Annotated in this window: 18 protein-coding genes; 7 read left to right on the forward strand and 11 right to left on the reverse strand. The window is 72.8% G+C overall.

Going from position 1 to position 15,797, the window contains the following annotated elements:
• Positions 1-17 precede the first annotated feature (17 nt).
• Positions 18-518, reverse strand: a complete 501-nt coding sequence (locus J3P30_RS13245) for a tetratricopeptide repeat protein (RefSeq protein WP_246852774.1) — start codon at positions 516-518, stop codon at positions 18-20.
• 83 nt (positions 519-601) lie between these two features.
• On the opposite strand from J3P30_RS13245, the gene J3P30_RS13250 reads away from it, so the two are divergent.
• The 4 genes from J3P30_RS13250 (at position 602) to J3P30_RS13265 (ending at position 3,616) form a co-directional block, all read left to right on the forward strand.
• Positions 602-892 carry a YciI family protein gene (locus J3P30_RS13250; RefSeq protein ID WP_210481476.1) on the forward strand — a complete coding sequence of 97 codons (291 nt, stop codon included), beginning with the start codon at positions 602-604 and terminating at the stop codon, positions 890-892.
• A 93-nt stretch (positions 893-985) separates the two neighbouring features.
• On the forward strand, positions 986-1,615 hold the full coding sequence (locus J3P30_RS15645; RefSeq protein WP_210481477.1) for a Rho termination factor N-terminal domain-containing protein: 630 nt from the start codon (positions 986-988) through the stop codon (positions 1,613-1,615).
• Positions 1,616-1,654: 39 nt separating this feature from the next.
• Complete coding sequence (locus tag J3P30_RS13260; RefSeq protein ID WP_210481478.1) at positions 1,655-2,671, forward strand: LLM class flavin-dependent oxidoreductase; 1,017 nt, start codon at positions 1,655-1,657, stop codon at positions 2,669-2,671.
• Positions 2,672-2,743: 72 nt separating this feature from the next.
• Entirely contained in the window at positions 2,744-3,616 is an 873-nt protein-coding gene (locus J3P30_RS13265; protein ID WP_246852775.1) for a CPBP family intramembrane glutamic endopeptidase, read from the forward strand.
• Here the strand turns inward: J3P30_RS13265 and J3P30_RS13270 are convergent.
• The 7 genes from J3P30_RS13270 to J3P30_RS13300 form a co-directional block, all read right to left on the reverse strand.
• On the reverse strand, positions 3,613-5,196 hold the full coding sequence (locus J3P30_RS13270; RefSeq protein WP_210481479.1) for an SIR2 family protein: 1,584 nt from the start codon (positions 5,194-5,196) through the stop codon (positions 3,613-3,615). The genes J3P30_RS13265 and J3P30_RS13270 overlap by 4 nt on opposite strands.
• 49 nt (positions 5,197-5,245) lie before the next feature.
• On the reverse strand, positions 5,246-5,776 hold the full coding sequence (locus J3P30_RS13275) for a hypothetical protein (RefSeq protein WP_210481480.1): 531 nt from the start codon (positions 5,774-5,776) through the stop codon (positions 5,246-5,248).
• Positions 5,777-5,796: 20 nt separating this feature from the next.
• On the reverse strand, positions 5,797-6,783 hold the full coding sequence (locus J3P30_RS13280) for a hypothetical protein (RefSeq protein ID WP_210481481.1): 987 nt from the start codon (positions 6,781-6,783) through the stop codon (positions 5,797-5,799).
• A 195-nt stretch (positions 6,784-6,978) separates the two neighbouring features.
• A complete protein-coding gene (locus tag J3P30_RS13285) occupies positions 6,979-7,725 on the reverse strand; it encodes an anti-sigma factor domain-containing protein (RefSeq protein ID WP_210481482.1) in 747 nt (248 codons plus the stop codon).
• On the reverse strand, positions 7,722-8,312 hold the full coding sequence (gene sigK, locus J3P30_RS13290) for an ECF RNA polymerase sigma factor SigK (RefSeq protein WP_210481483.1): 591 nt from the start codon (positions 8,310-8,312) through the stop codon (positions 7,722-7,724). Before sigK ends, J3P30_RS13285 begins: the two co-directional genes overlap by 4 nt.
• A gap of 138 nt (positions 8,313-8,450) precedes the next feature.
• A complete protein-coding gene (locus J3P30_RS13295) occupies positions 8,451-9,140 on the reverse strand; it encodes a hypothetical protein (protein WP_210481484.1) in 690 nt (229 codons plus the stop codon).
• Positions 9,141-9,501: 361 nt separating this feature from the next.
• Positions 9,502-10,254: a hypothetical protein gene (locus J3P30_RS13300; RefSeq protein WP_210481485.1), complete on the reverse strand. Its 753-nt coding sequence runs from the start codon at positions 10,252-10,254 to the stop codon at positions 9,502-9,504.
• A gap of 236 nt (positions 10,255-10,490) precedes the next feature.
• Here J3P30_RS13300 and J3P30_RS13305 point away from each other — a divergent pair, with 236 nt between their 5' ends.
• Positions 10,491-11,246: an SDR family NAD(P)-dependent oxidoreductase gene (locus tag J3P30_RS13305; RefSeq protein WP_210481486.1), complete on the forward strand. Its 756-nt coding sequence runs from the start codon at positions 10,491-10,493 to the stop codon at positions 11,244-11,246.
• A 56-nt stretch (positions 11,247-11,302) separates the two neighbouring features.
• Here J3P30_RS13305 and J3P30_RS13310 read toward each other — a convergent pair whose 3' ends face one another.
• Positions 11,303-12,562: an FAD-binding protein gene (locus J3P30_RS13310; RefSeq protein WP_210481487.1), complete on the reverse strand. Its 1,260-nt coding sequence runs from the start codon at positions 12,560-12,562 to the stop codon at positions 11,303-11,305.
• Positions 12,563-12,671: 109 nt separating this feature from the next.
• Positions 12,672-13,007 (reverse strand): hypothetical protein, encoded by a 336-nt coding sequence (locus J3P30_RS13315; RefSeq protein ID WP_210481488.1) that lies wholly within the window; start codon positions 13,005-13,007, stop codon positions 12,672-12,674.
• Between the two features lie 205 nt (positions 13,008-13,212).
• On the opposite strand from J3P30_RS13315, the gene J3P30_RS15650 reads away from it, so the two are divergent.
• Positions 13,213-13,419, forward strand: a complete 207-nt coding sequence (locus tag J3P30_RS15650; protein WP_210481489.1) for a DUF2188 domain-containing protein — start codon at positions 13,213-13,215, stop codon at positions 13,417-13,419.
• 23 nt (positions 13,420-13,442) lie between these two features.
• Positions 13,443-13,847, forward strand: a complete 405-nt coding sequence (locus J3P30_RS13325) for a ChaB family protein (RefSeq protein ID WP_210481490.1) — start codon at positions 13,443-13,445, stop codon at positions 13,845-13,847.
• Between the two features lie 192 nt (positions 13,848-14,039).
• On the opposite strand, the gene J3P30_RS13330 is transcribed toward J3P30_RS13325, so the two are convergent.
• Positions 14,040-15,437 (reverse strand): FAD-binding oxidoreductase, encoded by a 1,398-nt coding sequence (locus tag J3P30_RS13330; RefSeq protein WP_210481491.1) that lies wholly within the window; start codon positions 15,435-15,437, stop codon positions 14,040-14,042.
• Positions 15,438-15,797: the final 360 nt, after the last annotated feature.

Below are 15,797 nucleotides of genomic sequence, written 5' to 3' on the forward strand. Positions count from 1 at the left end.
TTCGGTGTACCGGGAGGCTACAGGCGGCCGCCGACAGCGCCCTCCCGCAGCTCGGCCGCGTACGCCGTGAGCGATCGGGTGTAGCGGCCGAGGTGCGGCGCCAGCGCCTCGAGGACGACAGCGAGCCCCTCCCGCGGGCGTCCGGCGCTGCTCAGCGCGAGGCCGAGGAACGCGCGCACCTCGTCGGTCAGCTGGTCCTCCGCGCGGCGGAGCTCGGCCTCGAGGAGCTCGACGGCCTCGCCCGCGCGACCGACGCTACGCAGGGAGCTCGCGAGCTGGATCACCGCCTGCCGCCGCCGCTCGGGCCCGAGACCGAGCGCGAGAGCGCGCTGGTAGAGCCCCACGGCGGAGAGCTCGTCCCCCAGCGCGTCGAGGGCCGACGCCCGCTCGTAGAGTCCGTCCGCCTCGGGCCCCTCCTCGGCGAGGTCCGCCATCCGGGCCAGGAACTCCTCCGGCGAGAGGCGGTCGAACTCCTCCCACGCCGCCGCGATGCGCTCCTCCCAGGTCGCCGGCTGCATCGCGCCATTCTGGCCCGGGTCCGTGGCAGGCGGAAGCGCGACTCGCACTCCCTCGTGACGGGGGCCGCCGCTAGTGTCCGACCATGTACTACGTCTGCTTCTACACCGTCGCCGACCCTTCTCGGATCCCCGAGGTCTACCCGCTGCACAGCGCGTTCGTCGACGAGTTCGCCGAGGGCGGCGGGATCGCGATGATCGGGACGTTCGGCGATCCGCTGGCCGAGGGCTCGATGTGCGTCTTCCGCTCGCAGGAGGCCGCCGAGGACTTCCTCAGCCGGGACCCGTTCGTGACCCAGGGCGTCGCGTCGCCGTCGCCGCTGCGCCAGTGGGACCCCCTCGAGTACGACTCGAACGGCACCCCGCTCGCCGGCTGAGCCGCTGGGGCGTTCCCTGCGACATCCCCACTTCCATTCCGCTGAGAGAATGCTTCCAAAGGCACAATCGGGCTGGACTTCGGAAGGGGAATCGTGGCGGGGCAGACGCAGGACAGGGGTCAGGTGCGCGGCGTGCTCGCGTCGCTGAAGGGCGCGTGGAGGAGGGTGGCCGGTGCCCGCGGCGGACACCCGCAGCCCACGCCGGAACCCGCCGAGCTGCAGACCTCCGTCGACGAAGCGCCGGCGGACGAGACGACGGCACCCGACGCTCGCGTATCGGCACCCGAGGTCCCGGACTACGCCGTTCTCGACGCCACTCCCGCCGACGAGGTCGTCGAGTCCGAGGAGGATGCCCTCCCGGACGCCGGTGGGCCGGCCCGCGATGCGGAGCCCGGGGAGGCCGCGGGGCAGCGGCCGCTCGCCGGTCGACAGGAGTCCGCCGAGCACGAGCCCGTATCGGAGCCGCTCGAGGTCGCGAGTGCGGAGGCCGCCGAGGTCGTGAAGGCGCCGAAGGCCGCCCAGTCCAAGCCCGCGAAGGCCGCGCCGGCCCCGCGTGCCACCGGCACATCGCCCTTCATCGCTCCCGCCGCCCCCGACGGCGGTCCCGACGCCTCGTGGACCGTCGCGCAGCTGCGGGCGCTCGCGAAGGAGCGCGGGGTCCGGGGCTACTCCTCCATGACCAAGCCGCAGCTCCTGGGCGCTCTCAACGGCCCCCAGGCGTAGCAGGGGAATAGCGCTCGCCCGGGCCGCGCTGACCCGAGCGTGAGCAAGCGCATCGGATTCCTCTCGTTCGGACACTGGCAGCCGGTCCGCGGATCGCTGGTGCGGACGGCGGCGGACGCGCTGCAGCAGACGGTCGAGCTCGCCGTCGCGGCCGAGGAGGTCGGCGTCTCCGGCGCCTTCGTCAGGGTCCATCACTTCGCGCCGCAGCTCGCATCGCCGTTCCCGCTGCTGGCCGCGATGGCCGCCCGCACCTCGACGATCGAGCTGGGAACGGGTGTGATCGACCTGCGCTACGAGAATCCGCTCTACCTCGCGGAGGAGGCGGCGGCCACGGACCTGCTGAGCGGCGGGCGCCTGCAGCTCGGCATCAGCAGGGGATCGCCCGAGACGGCGCTGCGCGGCTACGAGGCGTTCGGCTACGTCCCCGCCGAGGGAAGCACCGACGGCGAGATGGCCCGCGAGCACGCGGCCCTGTTCCTCGCCGCGATCGAGGGCGCGGGCGTCGCTCACGCGAACCCCGAGATGACCGGTCAGACGGGCCTGCTCGCGATCCAGCCCCAATCGCCGGGCCTGCGCGAGCGCATCTGGTGGGGTGCCGGCACCCGCGCGACCGCGGTGTGGACCGCCGAGCAGGGCCTCAACCTGATGAGCTCGACGCTTCTCACGGAGGACACCGGCGTGCCGTTCGACGAGCTGCAGGCCGAGCAGATCCGCATGTTCCGCGACGCGTGGTCCACGGCCGGCTGGGAACGGCAGCCCCGGGTGTCCGTCAGCCGCAGCATCCTGCCGCTCATCGACGACGAGACCCGCCACTACTTCGGGCTGCGGGCCCAGGCCGACGCCAAGGACCAGGTCGGCCGGCTCGACGGCGGCATCGCCCGCTTCGGCCGCAGCTACATCGGCGAGCCCGACCGGATCGCGGAGGAGCTCGCACAGGATGCGGCGGTGCGCGACGCCGACACGGTGCTCGTCACCGTGCCGAACCAGCTCGGCGTCGACTTCAACGCCCGCATCCTGGAGTCCGTGGTCCGCGACATCGCTTCCGCGTTGACGTAGTCCGCCGCGTCGGGCGACGCGACGGGAACGCGTCGTCCTGCGAAGGGCCGCCGCACACGCGACACTGGACCCATGAGCTCCTCGTCGTCGGGTCCCGCAGCAGAGCCGGTCACCGCACCGCCGGTCACCGCGCCGCCGGCGGCGTCCGAACCGGTGGAGCGGAACCCGTGGGCGCTCCTGCCGTCGCTCGTGGTCGCCTCCGGCGCCGTGCTCATGTTCGGGATGCACCAGGACCTGGTGGGCTACCTGCTGCTCGCCGCGGGCGTCGCGGCCGGGCTGCTCGTGGGCCGCCAGCTCGCGGGGGACCTGCTGCTCATCGCCATCGGCCTCGGGATCGTGGGCAGCATCTCGGTCGAGGCGAACCTCGACTACCTCAACATGCTGCTGTTCGGCACGGTCCTGACCCTCTCCGTCCTCGTGCCGTACCTGATCGACCGGTACGTGTACCGGCACCACACGATCCGCTTCCCCCGCCGCCGCGGGAAGCCGTGGACCCGCCTGGAGAAGGCCTGGCTGGTCATCGCGGTGCTGCTCGCCTGGCTGATCCTGCCGACCTACTTCATCCGGTCGGGCGCCTACCAGAACTGGCCGCCGATCGCGGCGCCGGACGAGATCGCGCGCCTCTTCGTCGGGGTGAACGTGGTGGGCATCTGGGACGAGCTGTTCTTCATCTGCACGGTGTTCACGCTGCTGCGCCGGCACCTGCCCGACTGGCAGGCGATCCCGGTGCAGGCGATCATCTTCGTCTCGTTCCTGTGGGAGCTCGGCTACCGGGAGTGGGGGCCGTTCCTCACGATCCCGTTCACCATGGTGCAGGCCTACGTGTTCACGAAGACCCGGTCGCTCCCGTACGTCGTCACGATCCACCTGCTGTTCGACGCGATCGTGTTCCTCGTCCTGGTCCACGCCCACCACAGGGACTGGCTGCAGATCTTCCTCTACTAGTCGGCGCCGTGCCCGAACCCGAGGTCGCGGAGGGTCCGCTCGACGTGGATCCACGACGACGTCCTGCGCGCCCGGTCCTCGATGCGCCGCCCGAGGCCGATCAGCTCCTCGCGCAGCACCAGCTCGTCCTCGTCGAGGCCGTCCTCGAAGCCCTCGGCCAGCAGGTAGGGATGCCGGTCCGTCGCGAGCGCCATCATCGCGTCGAGGAACACCTCGAGCGCCCGTGACGACGAGCCGGGCCGATCCTCGCCCTCGGTCTCGGTCCGCACGAACGCCAGGTCCTCGCGCCAGATCGTCATCTCGAGCGGATCGTCCCGCAGCGTGAGGACGGTCCCGATGGTCATGACGCCCGGTGCCCCGGCCGCGCGGCGGACGTCGTGCACGATCTCGTGGAAGTGGTCGTCCGCCAGCCCGAACCCGACGAACAGCAGGTGCCGGGTCATCATGGACGCCGCCACGAGAGCGCTGTAGGCCGCCCGCTCGGCATGGAAGCCGATGTAGTCGTCCCTCGTCAGCACGATGCTGTCGCGGTCCGTCACCGTCCCGTGCAGCTTGAGGAGCCACCGGGCGCTGGGCCTGCCGTCGCCGGGAAGGACCGAGCGCGGCAGTCCCGCGTCCTCGGCGGCGCGCTCGAAGAGCTGGTCGTAGTTGAGGGTGATCGCCTGCTCGGCCCTCAGGGAGGCGAGCAGGGCGGGCGCGAGTCCGTACCGGCGCACGTCGACGATGTCGATGATCGCCGAGGCGAAGCCGCCGTCCGGGTCGTCGGTCACGGGGGAGCGCAGGAACGCGGCGCGGAGGAACGCCGCCTGGTCCCGCGCGTCCCGCCGTCCGTTGAGGAGGCTCTCCCGCTCGGCGTCGCTCAGGGCCACCGCGTCGGCGAGGCGCTCGATGAGCCCCGGCCAGTTCGGCGCCCCTCCGGTCACGCTGACGCCCGCGCCCATGAACGGCACGAGCCGTCCGGCGCGGGCCTCGGCCGCGAGGCGCTCCGCCTCGTCGAGGAGGCCCGGCGCGAGGCAGCTCCAGGACCCGGGCCGGCTCCGCCGCAGCTGCTGCGCGAGGGCGTAGGCGGGTTCGTCCGAGAGGACGAGGACGACGTCGACCCCGAGCCGCGCCGCGGTCCCGGTCGCCTCGTCGAGCAGGGTCGTGAGCAGCGAGCCCTGCGCCAGCCGCCCTCCGCCGCCGCGGGAGCCGAAGAACGGCATGGCCAGGAGCGGGACCGGACGGAAGCGAGCGGTCCCGAGGTCCTTGGCCCGCTTGCGCTCGGCGATCCGGGCGCCGAGCTCGAGGAAGGCGCGGACGGCCGGCCGGAGCTCGTCGGGAGAGCGGAGCGCCTCGAGCGGTCCCGCGGTGAGCACCGGCGCGGGCCGCTCCTCGTCCCCGGCCAGCTCGGCGACGAGGGAGCGCCCGCCGGTGAGATCGTCGAGCTCGGACCGGTCGAGCCGCTCCCGCAGGTCCGGCAGCACGGTGCGCCAGGCCTCCGTGATCCGCGCCCTGGCGTCGGTCGGCAGCAGCCAGGCGTCGCAGGCCAGGTGCGCGATGTTGCCGCGCACCACGAAGAGGTGGGACGTCGCGGCGCTCATGGCTCGATTGTCCCCGCTCCTCAGGGCGCGGCGCGCGGGCTTGCGGGAGTCAGCGGCGGGGCGGCTGCCGGAGGTCGAGGGCGGAGAGCGAGGGCCGGGCGGGTCCGCGCAGCGGCACGCCGCCCGGCGAGCGCCGCGGCGAACGCCGGCGGACGAGGGTCGCGCCCGCGGGACGGTACGCACCGCGGGACCGGAGTCGCGCCGCGACCCGGTCGCCCACCACGAAGGCGTACACGAGGGCGAGACCGGCGAGCATGGCGCAGGCACCGGCGAGGGCCAGGGGACCGTCGACGGCCGCCGTGATGAGGAGCAGCGGGACGGCACCGGCGGCGGTCAGGCCGGTGGCGAGCAGGACGGTGGTCCGGCGGTCGACGCTCGCCGCCGTGGCGGAGTCCCGCGCTCCGAGGAGGGAGATGTGGGCGACGGGGAAGTCGGACAGGACGAGGAGCACGATCGGGACGGACGCGAGAACCCCGAGGGTGCCGGCCTTGTCCAGGTCCATGGTCGCGAGGACCGCCGCGCCGAGCGCGAGCACGGCGAGGTCCAGGATCACGAGTCCCGAGAGGTAGAGCGTGCGCACCGTTGCGCCTCCTTCCGTCGTCAGTTCGGCGCGAGCACGTCCTCGTGCACGGCCGCGTACCTGCGGGCCCCTCTCCACAGCCGCAGGGACAGCGGCAGGAAGAGGGCGTAGGTGACGATCAGGACGGCGAGGACGACCGTGGACAGCAGGTCCGGACGGTCCTCGGCGAAGACGGTGGAGGGCAGCTGCGCGAGCAGCAGGCCGGCGTAGAGCAGCGTGAGCTGCGCGATCTGGAAGGGCACGTAGCTGGCGAGGACCCGCGCACAGCCGACCACCCGGTCCTCGCGACCGGACAGAAGCGGGTCGACGCGGCCCTGTCGGATGCTCCTCACGACCGCCCGCCCGTCCGCGTCCTCCCGCTCCTCGCGCAGCCGGCGGGCGAGCGGCCACGCCGCGATCAGGCACGCCGCACTCCCGGCGATGCATGCGAGGGACACGGCGAGGGCGACGAGGACCCAGAGTTGACGGAGACTCTGCAGGCCGCCCGCCGCGGCGATCGCGAGGACGCCGGCCCCGGCGACGAGCAGCGTGCCGAAGGCCCACAGCTGGACCGTGCGGGTCTTGCGGAGCATGACGTCCCTGCTCCACTCCGCGGGCGGAGGGGGCGGCCTGAGGGCGTCGTGACGCCGGACGGCGACGGCAGCGGGGACGTTCACCGCGCTCACGACCGCCACGGCCGCCAGGAAGGCGACCGGCTGCCACAGCGGGACGCGATCGTCGACCGCGAGGAGGAGCAGCAGGCCCGCCCCCACGAGCTGCACGACGACCGTCGCGGACAGCATCCGCGCGAGGTCCTTGCGACCGGTGCCGCGCCAGGGTTCGACCGGCCAGGACTGCAGGAAGGCGCCGAGCACGAGAGGCGGAAGGGCGAGCAGGATCAGCGCGACCGCGACGAGGAAGAACGAGAGCCCGTCCGGCTCGAGGCCGGCCGCGATCGCACCGGCGGTTCCGAGCGCGAGCAGGGCGATGGCCGCGAGGACCAGGAGGACGACGTAGAGCACTCTCACGGGTGCTTCGTCCGTCCGCACATCGTCATGCTCCGCCGGGTCCAAAGGGTGGGCTCCCAGCATAGGACGAATCTGGACGCTCTCCGTGTGTCGGCTGGAGGCGGCATCCGCTTTCCGCGCGATTCGCGTGCAGGGGCGGACCGGACCATTGCTTCTCGGGCCGCGAGAGCACGGAAACCGCACCCCGGGCCGCGGTCAGGCGCGCTCGATCACCACCAGGGGAGCGGAGGTCGGCTGCTCCGACCCGCCGGCCGGCTCCACGGTGATGCCGACCAGATCGCCGGGGCGCAACCGGCCCTCCAGGACCTTCGACCCGGGCGTCCCCTCGTCCACCAGACCGGCGGGCCGCGCCGACTCGTCGAGATACCAGAGCTCGTAGACGGTGCCCTCGTCGAGCGGAGGGAGCGACTCCCAAATCAGGGCGGACGTCTCGAGCTGATCCGACCACAGGAGCTCCACCCCCTCGCCTCCTGCGAGGGGCACCGGCACCCGCCGGGCGTCGCCGGCGCTCTCGAGTTGCGCGAGGGTCACCCCGGTGTCCCGGGGCGACGGCACGACCGACGTGACGACGGCCAGGACGAGAAGCACGGTCGCGAGCGCGGCCGACACCCACAGGATCGGCGTGCCGCGCGCGGGTCCCGCTCCGGCGCGCTGGGCGAGGCGGAGCGCGCGTCTCCGCGGCGCCACGTCGCGGGTCCGCACGCGCGGCTGCTGCGGCGTCTCTGTCACCCGGGCGAGGAGCTGCTCGCGAACGGCGGGATCGGGCGCGAGCGGCGGAACGGCGAGCCCGAGGGCGGCGGCGGTGTCGGCGAGCTCGGTCACCTCGCTGCGCATGTCCTCCCACTTTGCGAGGCATCCCTCGAACGCCCGGCGCTCGTCCTCGTCGAGCGCGTTCAGGACGTACGCCCCGCTCAGGTGGTGCAGCTGCTCTCGGGACATCATCGGGTCACCCCCAGTTCGTCGCGCAGGCGGATGAGTCCATCCCGCAGCCGCGTCTTCACGGTGCCGACGGGGATGTGCAGCATCTCGGCGACCTCGCCCGAGCTGTAGCCGCCGTAGTAGGCGAGGGAGACCGCCTCCCTCTGCAGCGGCGTGAGCCGCTCCATGGCGCGTCGCACGCGCTCGTGCTCGACCCGCAGCTCCGCGGCTTCGGACACGCTGTCGTACTCGATGCGGAAGTCGCGGATCCCCTCGCGGGTCTCCCGGTCGCGTGCGCTCTGCGCGGAGCGGATCCGGTCGATCGCCCGCCGATGCGCCATCGTCAGGATCCACGTGAGTGCCGTGCCGCGGGACGGGTCGTAGCGGGGTGCCGTCTGCCACACCTCGAGGAACACCTCCTGGACGACCTCCTCGGACTGGGCGCGATCGCGGAGGACGCGGATGACGAGCCCCAGGACGCGCGAGGCCACCAGGTCGTAGAACTCGGCGAACGCCTGCCGGTCGCCCTCGGCGACACGCGCGAGGAGCGCGTCGGCCGGGGAGGCGGCGATGGCGTCGGGTGTCCTCGTCTCGCGGGAGCGGCCGAGCACGTCAGGCCGCCGCTCGGCGCGGGGGCGCGACGGTTCGGCCCGGGAAGATCGCGGTCTGGCACATGGAGGGGCTCCGGGTAGGGGACGTCGGGAGAGAGGAGGGGGACGGGCGCCGGGTGGGAGCGCCCGTCCGCCCGGCTAGTGGATGTCCTGGTTCTCCGCGATGCCGCTCGCGAGGGCCTGCGCCGTCATCGGCATGTGCGAGGCGGCCGCCTTGAGCAGGTCGTAGTAGGCCGGGTCCCCCGCGATGTTGGCGTCGATCGCCGCGATGAGGCTGGTCGCGTGCATCTCGAGCTCGCCCTGCACGGCCTCCGCGGACAGCTCGGGAGCGACCGAGTGCATGAGCTCGCCGAACGAGACGGCGTAGGCGCCGAGGCCGCTGGTCGCGGCATCGGTCCTCGCCTGGTCTCCCGTCGCCTTGCCGAGCGTGTACTCGACGAACAAGGGGATGTGCGACCGCCAGGACTCGAGGAAGGGCTCCTCGGCGTCGGGGTAGATGCTGCCCACCGCCGTGGCGATGTCCACGGAGTTCTCGTCGAGCGCTGCGACCGCGGCTGCCGTCTTCGGCGCCGTCAGGTCTCCGCCGTCGGTCAGCGCCTGGTTGATCGCGGCGCCCGCCAGGTACACGTGGTCGGCGAGCAGCGCGGTCAGAGCGGCTCGGAGGCCGGCACCGTCGCTGTTGACGGTGTCGGTGTGCATCTCCTCGGCCATCGGCGTCTGGGCGGCCTCGGCGGTGGCCGCGGGCTCCGTCGACGTGCTCATCGAGCAGCCGCTCAGAGCGATCACGGTCGCCAGTCCGATGCCGGCGAGGGGGAGTGCTGTGCGCATTGGTCGTTCTCCTTGGTGTGAGTGCACGTTCAGATGCAGGTCGGTCGGACTCAGGTGCTGCCGCGTCAGCGGACGGCGGTACTGTCCGCGCGGGCGCGACAGATCCCGCTCATCCCGCCCCTGTCCGCCGGCCGGCCGCTGGCGCCGCCTCCGGGAGGCGGCATCCGGGGCGGTGGAGACCCTGTGCATCCCGAAGGCGCCAGGGCCGGGGCCGGCAGAACGAGCGCATCCCGAGGGGTGACCTCTGCTGCCGTGATGATCGACATGCAGCGGATTCGGCGCGGGTCCCCGCACCGCTTGGTCCGATCTCAGGGACCGTCCCCGCGCGGCTCGGTGCGCCGGCGAACACGGCGCCGAATCGTCAGGCCAGTCGGACCGCGCCGTCGCTCAGGAGAAAGCGGCCCGACGCGATGCCGGCGTCGAGCGCCTCGTCGACCCACGGGCGCGCGGGCACCGGGATCCGGGGATAGCCGAGCAGCGCGGCCGCCTGCGTCACGAGTTCGCCCCGGATCAGCTCGGCGACGTCGCCGAGGACGAACTCCATGGCGTTCTGCAGCTCCTCGCGGCTGATGTCGACGATGCGCCGGTCGTTGGGGTCGCCGACCCGGCGGGCGCCGCGCCAGGTCGCGGGCTTGACGCCGTTCGGCCACGCGAAGTCGTCCAGCACGCGGAACTGCGGGCCGACGACGCGCGCCATGTGGTAGCGCCGCTGCGGGTCGAGTCGCGGGATGCCGAACCGGCGGGCGGTCAGCGTGATGAGGCGCTGCAGGGGCATGGGCCCCTCGACGTCGAGGATCTCGTTGGCGGTGCGGATCAGGCCGGGGGCCGCCAGGCGAAGGCTGCGCAGGATCTCGGGGGAGCCGATCTGCTCCTCGGGAGCAGGGATGTAGGGGCTGACCGTGATCCCCGTCCTCGAGCGCGTCGTCGGCGGTCGCGGCACCCGGGCCCTCGCCCAGTACTGCGGCCCGGTGACCGTCGCCTCCTGCTCGGCCGGCGGCTCCTCGGCCGGCGGCTCCTCGGCCCGCCGCACCGCTGCGATCATCGCCGCATCGAAGCTGCGGGGTGCACGGCCCGCCCCGCCGAACTCGGCAGCGGAGAGCGGGTCGGAAGGCATGGTTCCGAGGATAGAAGTGAGGGCCCGTTCAATCCCGCAGCCGGGGCCGGTGTCGCGCGGAAAAGAGCCGGTGTCCTGCGGAGAAGGGGAAGAGAGCCCGGAGGGGAGCCGAGGCGGCCTCGCCGTGAGCGCGGCCGTGTGCGCGGGCGGTGCGAGGGCTGGCGGGCTCCCCTGGGGCGGACCTAGCGTCGACAGGGCGGCGGGGACGGACCCCGCAGCACGCAGAGGAGATGCACATGGCGACGTACGACGTAGCGGATCGATCGGCGATCGTGACGGGAGCGGGCTCCGGCATCGGCCGGGCGATCGCCGTCCTGCTCGCGCAGAGCGGGGCGTCGGTGCTGGTCACGGACCTCAAGCAGGACGCCGTCGGAGAGGTGGTCGAGGAGATCCGCTCGGCCGGCGGGACAGCCGAGGGGTTGGACGGGGACGTCGCGGACCCCGAGTGGTCGGTGAGGGCCGTCGAGGCGGCGGGCCGGCTCGCGCCGCTCAAGATCGCGGTGAACAACGCCGGGATCGGCGGACCGATCGCCCAGCTCGGCGAGTATCCGCTCGACGGCTGGCGGAAGGTCCTCGACATCAACCTCGACGCGGTCATGTTCGGCATGAAGGCGCAGCTGCCGGTGATGGCCGAGAACGGCGGCGGAGCCATCGTCAACATGGCGTCCATCCTCGGAAGCGTGGGCTTCGCGAACTCGAGCGCCTATGTCGCCGCGAAGCACGGCGTGGTCGGACTGACGAAGAACGCCGCGCTGGAGTACGCGGCGCAGAAGGTCCGCGTCAACTCCGTCGGACCGGGCTTCATCCGCACCCCGCTCGTGGAGAGCAGCCTCAGCCCCGAGGCGCTCGAGTTCCTCCAGGGCAAGCACGCGCTGGGCCGGCTCGGCGAGCCGGCGGAGGTCGCGCACCTCACGGCGTTCCTCGTGAGCGACGCGGCGAGCTTCATCACGGGCGCGTACTACCTCGTGGACGGCGGCTACACCGCCCAGTGACGCGGCCGGTCCGGCTCGGACCGCGGGCCGCCCGCCGTCCGAGCCGGACCTTCCGGCTATCCGAAGATCACGCGGTCGAGGTACGCGTTCCGGAACTTGAGGTCGGGGTCGAGCGAGCCCGCGATGCGGGTGAAGTCGCCGATCCTCGGGTAGAGGCCCGAGATCTGTCCGGCCCCGAGCTCGAAGAGCTTGCCCCAGTGGGGACGGGCGGAGAACGGCGCGAGCGCCCGCTCCAGCTCGGGCAGGAGCGCGGTCACCGCGGGCTGGTCCTGCACCCACGTGAAGTGCAGCGCGACCGCGTCGGCACCGTACGCGGGGCTCAGCCAGAGGTCGTCGCCGCGCACCGATCGGATCTCGGAGATCTGGAGGAGGGGCGCGATCCGGTCGGCGATCGATGCGACCGCCTGCAGCGCCTCGACGCCGTGCTCGAACGGCAGCAGGTACTCCGACTGGAGCTCCTCACCGGCGCTCGGGGTGAACGCGAGCTTGAAGTGCGGGAGCCGGTCCAGCCAGGGGCCGGGGACGCCGAGCTGCGGCGTCGCGTTGAGCGACGGCATGCTGGCGATCGGGTGCCGGTCGACCGGTGCGGGCGTCGCACCGAAGAAGTCGCCGCCCGGCTCAGGCTCGCCGGTGCGGCGCTTCACCCAGACCTGGTCGATCAGCGGCTCCCGCCAGGAGGTGAACAGGCTGACGCTGTACGCGGCGCCCATCACCTCGGGGAAGCTCTCGAGGGCGGCCGCCAGCGGCAGGCCGTCGAACACGTGCTGCGCCACCTCGTAGGTCGGCTCCACGCGCAGCTCCACCGCGGTCAGCACGCCGAGGGCGCCGAGCGCGACCACGGTTCCCGGGAAGTCGTCGTCGGCGTCGCGGGCAAAGCGGCGCAGCTCGCCGGTCCCGTCCACGAGCTCGACCGCCGTGACGGCCTCCGCGAGCGAGCCGTTGCGGAGGCCGGAGCCGTGGGTGCCTGTGGCGATCGCGCCCGCGATCGAGATGTGGGGGAGGGACGCGAGGTTGCCGAGGGCCCAGCCCGCCTCGTTGAGCTCACCGGCGACGGCGCCGTAGCTCGCCCCCGCGTTGACCCGGACCGTCCGCAACTGCTCGTCGACGGTCACCTCGGCCGGCATGGACGCGAGCGACACGAGGTCGCCGGGGCTGTCGGCCAGGTCGTTGAAGGAGTGCCGGCTGCCGAGCGCGCGGATCGCGGGCGAGCGGCGGACCACCTCCTGCAGCTCGTCGACGCTCCGCGGCGAGTGCACGGTGGCCGCGCGGTACTCGTAGTTGCCTGCCCAGTTCGTCCCGGCGCTGACCGTCGTCACGCTTCCTCCTCGACTCGTACAGGACATCCTTCCCTCTCGCCGGGTCCGCGGGAAAACGGAAGGGCCCCCGGAGCGTGTCCGAGGGCCCTTCCGGGTCGTGCGGGAGCGGTCAGCCGCAGGTGTAGGTGACGCCGTCGACCTCCCAGACGCCCTCGCCCAGCTCGTTGCAGATGGCGACGACGTTGTTCGTGGCGGCGACGCCGAGCCAGATCGAGATGCCGATCAGGATGGCGCCGAGCACCATGAGGACGATCGAGATCCAGATGCCGGCGGTCGCGGGACCGTTCGGGTAGCCGGCCTTCTTCGACTGCGACTTGGCGATGATGCTGAGGATCAGGCCGACGAGCGGCACGAGGAACGCGAGGACCAGGCCGGCGATGCCGAGTCCCTTGCCGGGAACGGCCGCGGGGGTGGTCTGGACGGGGGCGGGGGCGGAGCTGCTCATGGGTGTCTTCCTTGAATGTCGGCGGAGGCGGCCTCTCGTCGGCCACGGGAGCGAGGCTATTGACGCTCCGGTGCCGGGAGGGGACCGCCGCGCGCACTGCAATGTTTCTGCTATCCCCGTTTTCGCCCCCAGTTCGAGGGAGCACGCAAGGGGTTCCGTCCCTGGTCCGGGCGGAGTTGGCTGGAGGCGACGCGAGGAGGTTCCTGTGGCGGACGGCGACGTGGAGACGATCAACAAGCGCGGACAGTGGGTGAACTCCGTGGAGGGCGACAGTGCGCGCTCCTCGAGCTTCTCCAGCAGGGACGAGGCGATCGAGGCCGGCCGGGCGCTGGCCGAGGAACTGGGATCCCGGCACACCGTCCGCGACGACGAGGAGCCCACCGGGGTCATCACCGATCCCGGTCAGGACTGAACCGGATCCCGCGAGGAGGAGCAATGCCCGACAGAGAGGACGACCTGCCGTCGACCCTGAAGCGGTCGCCCAAGCATGCGCAGGAGATCTTCGAGAAGACGCTCGAGTCCGCCGAGGAGACCTACGGGGAGGGCGAGCGGGCGCGGCGGACCGCGTTCGCCTCGCTGAAGCACTCCTACGAGAAGGTCGGCGACCACTGGGAGGAGAAGGAGGAGCGCGGACCGTCGGACAGGAAGGCCGCAGGCGGCGCGGACTCGCCGGGGGAGACCCAGGGCGGCGTCGACGCCAACGCCTCGAAGCAGCACCTGCTCGACGTCGCGAAGCGGCTCGACATCTCCGGGCGCTCGTCGATGACCAAGGACGAGCTCGTCGACGCCATCCAGAAGGCCAACAACCGGGCGACGCGCAAGGCCCGCGAGTCTGAGTGATCCGGCTCCTCCCTCCCCTCGCGCTCGACAGGCGGTCCCCTGGCGCTCAACAGGCAGTTCGGGCTTCAACAGCAGGACACGCCGCCACGGAGCCTGTTCGCGGCGATCCTGCCTGCTGAGCGCAAGGAGGTGAGCGCGTCCCGGCTCGGGCGGTGCGCCGCACGGCGACGCCCGAGCCGGGGCGCCCGCCCCTCAGCGGGTGAGGACGCCGGCGCGGGGTCCGGCGAGGATGCCGTTCGGGTCCGCGGCCCGGCGGAGGGCGTGCAGGCGCTCCACGACCTCGGGCCGCCAGACGCGGTCGAGGACGTCGGGGCCGTTGGCGCGGCCCACGAAATTAATCAGCAGCTCGTCGGCGCGCCACGGCTCGAGCGCCGCGAAGACGGCGCCGATGGCCTGAGGGACCGCCGTGTCGAGCAGCTCGGGAACCGGAGCCCCCAGCACGAACACGCTGTACGCCGCGTCGCGGCCGCTGACCGCGTTCGGCTCGAGCGGCTGCTCCGCGAGCCGGCCGCCGAGCGTGCGGATCTCGATCCCCACGAGCGGCAGCTGGGCGCCCGGGCCGAACACCGAGTAGAGGGTGTCGATCGTCTCCTGGCGAAGCGAGGTGAGCAGCATCCCGCCCTCGTTGCCCGGCATCGGCTCCGTCGGGTCGTTGTGGATGAGACCGATCTGCGAGTACGGAAGCACACCGACGGCGTCGATGAGGGGCGTCGCGACCGCGCGCATCGGGGCGAGGACCTCCTCGGCCTCGTCGGCGTCGTCCACCGAGGCGAAGCGGAGGTGGGCGACGTACCGGCCGCGGAGGGGCTCCGGCAGCTCCGGCAGCGGCGGGAGGTTCATGATCGCGATCGAGGCGCTCGCCGTGACCGGCAGGGCCGCGGACCAGGAGCTGAACGCGTCGAGGACCGCCTTCACGTCCTCGGTCCCGTAGAAGAGGCCGCCGCCGTAGATCGTCTCGATCGGGAACGCGTGCAGCGTGACCGCGGTGACGACACCGAAGCCGAGCTTCCCGCCGCCGCGGAGCGCCCAGAACAGCTCGGGGTTGCTGTCGGCCGAGGCCACGACGAGCCCGTCGGCGGGGGTGACGATCTCGATCGAGCGGATGTGGTCCGCGGTGAAGCCGTAGCTGCGGGCGATCGGTCCCATGCCCCCGCCGAGGACGTAGCCGACGACCCCGACCTCGGGGCTCGATCCGCAGAGGACCGCGAGTCCGTGCGGGGTCACCGTCTCGACCACCTCTTTCCAGGGCGTGCCGGCGCCCACGCGGACCACGCGGTCATCGAGGTCGAGCTGGACGGAGGCGAGACCGCGCGTCGAGATCGCGATGCCGCCCTCGGTGTCGGCGAGGACGCCGTGGCCGAGGCCCAGAGCGGTCACGGGCACCTCCCGCTCCTGCGCCACCCGCAGCGCGGCGGCGACGTCCTCGGCCGAGCGGGCCGCGACGACGACGTCGGGATCGTGCCGGGTGTGCAGGTTGAAGACACGCAGCTCCTCGCGGAAGCCGGCGTCGGCCGGAAGCAGGACGGTGGAGGCGCCGGCGGCGCGCAGCGCGTCTGCGAGAGCGGATGACAGGGTCGAGTCGGAAGACACGGAAGAACTCCTCGGGAAGCAGGCCGGCGCCGATCGCCGGTCGGGTTAGGGACGGCAGCGACGCTAGTGAGGCGGACAGCACGGGTGGGATCGTTCCCGCAGGTGCAACGTTCCTGTTCTGCCCCTGCAATACGGGGGCGTGGCGGAGCCGCGGAAGGGGGCGGGAGGGGCGGAGCGAGGACGCGGACCTCCGGCCCTTGCGCCGGGGGCAGTTGGCCGTCGCAGGCCGCGTCAACCCGGGGGCGCCTCACCGGGCGAATCTCCGCGGCGGAGTATCGTTCTGCCTGGCCCCGCCGCTGATCGCCGCGGCCTGATCTCCCGGCCAGGGACGCCCCAGCGGCCCTTCCCGCCTCGACCAGC

The organism is Naasia sp. SYSU D00948, assembly GCF_017916515.1.
Taxonomy (GTDB): domain Bacteria; phylum Actinomycetota; class Actinomycetes; order Actinomycetales; family Microbacteriaceae; genus Naasia.

What these genes read in the sequence shown, in the direction of transcription:
- J3P30_RS13245 (WP_246852774.1), bottom strand. Translation starts at nt 518, where the DNA reads ATGCAGCCGGCGACCTGGGAGGAGCGCATCGCGGCGGCGTGGGAGGAG.
- J3P30_RS13250 (WP_210481476.1), top strand. Translation starts at nt 602, where the DNA reads ATGTACTACGTCTGCTTCTACACCGTCGCCGACCCTTCTCGGATCCCC.
- J3P30_RS13265 (WP_246852775.1), top strand. Translation starts at nt 2,744, where the DNA reads ATGAGCTCCTCGTCGTCGGGTCCCGCAGCAGAGCCGGTCACCGCACCG.
- J3P30_RS13270 (WP_210481479.1), bottom strand. Translation starts at nt 5,196, where the DNA reads ATGAGCGCCGCGACGTCCCACCTCTTCGTGGTGCGCGGCAACATCGCG.
- J3P30_RS13285 (WP_210481482.1), bottom strand. Translation starts at nt 7,725, where the DNA reads ATGATGTCCCGAGAGCAGCTGCACCACCTGAGCGGGGCGTACGTCCTG.
- J3P30_RS13295 (WP_210481484.1), bottom strand. Translation starts at nt 9,140, where the DNA reads ATGCGCACAGCACTCCCCCTCGCCGGCATCGGACTGGCGACCGTGATC.
- J3P30_RS13300 (WP_210481485.1), bottom strand. Translation starts at nt 10,254, where the DNA reads ATGCCTTCCGACCCGCTCTCCGCTGCCGAGTTCGGCGGGGCGGGCCGT.
- J3P30_RS13305 (WP_210481486.1), top strand. Translation starts at nt 10,491, where the DNA reads ATGGCGACGTACGACGTAGCGGATCGATCGGCGATCGTGACGGGAGCG.
- J3P30_RS13315 (WP_210481488.1), bottom strand. Translation starts at nt 13,007, where the DNA reads ATGAGCAGCTCCGCCCCCGCCCCCGTCCAGACCACCCCCGCGGCCGTT.
- J3P30_RS13325 (WP_210481490.1), top strand. Translation starts at nt 13,443, where the DNA reads ATGCCCGACAGAGAGGACGACCTGCCGTCGACCCTGAAGCGGTCGCCC.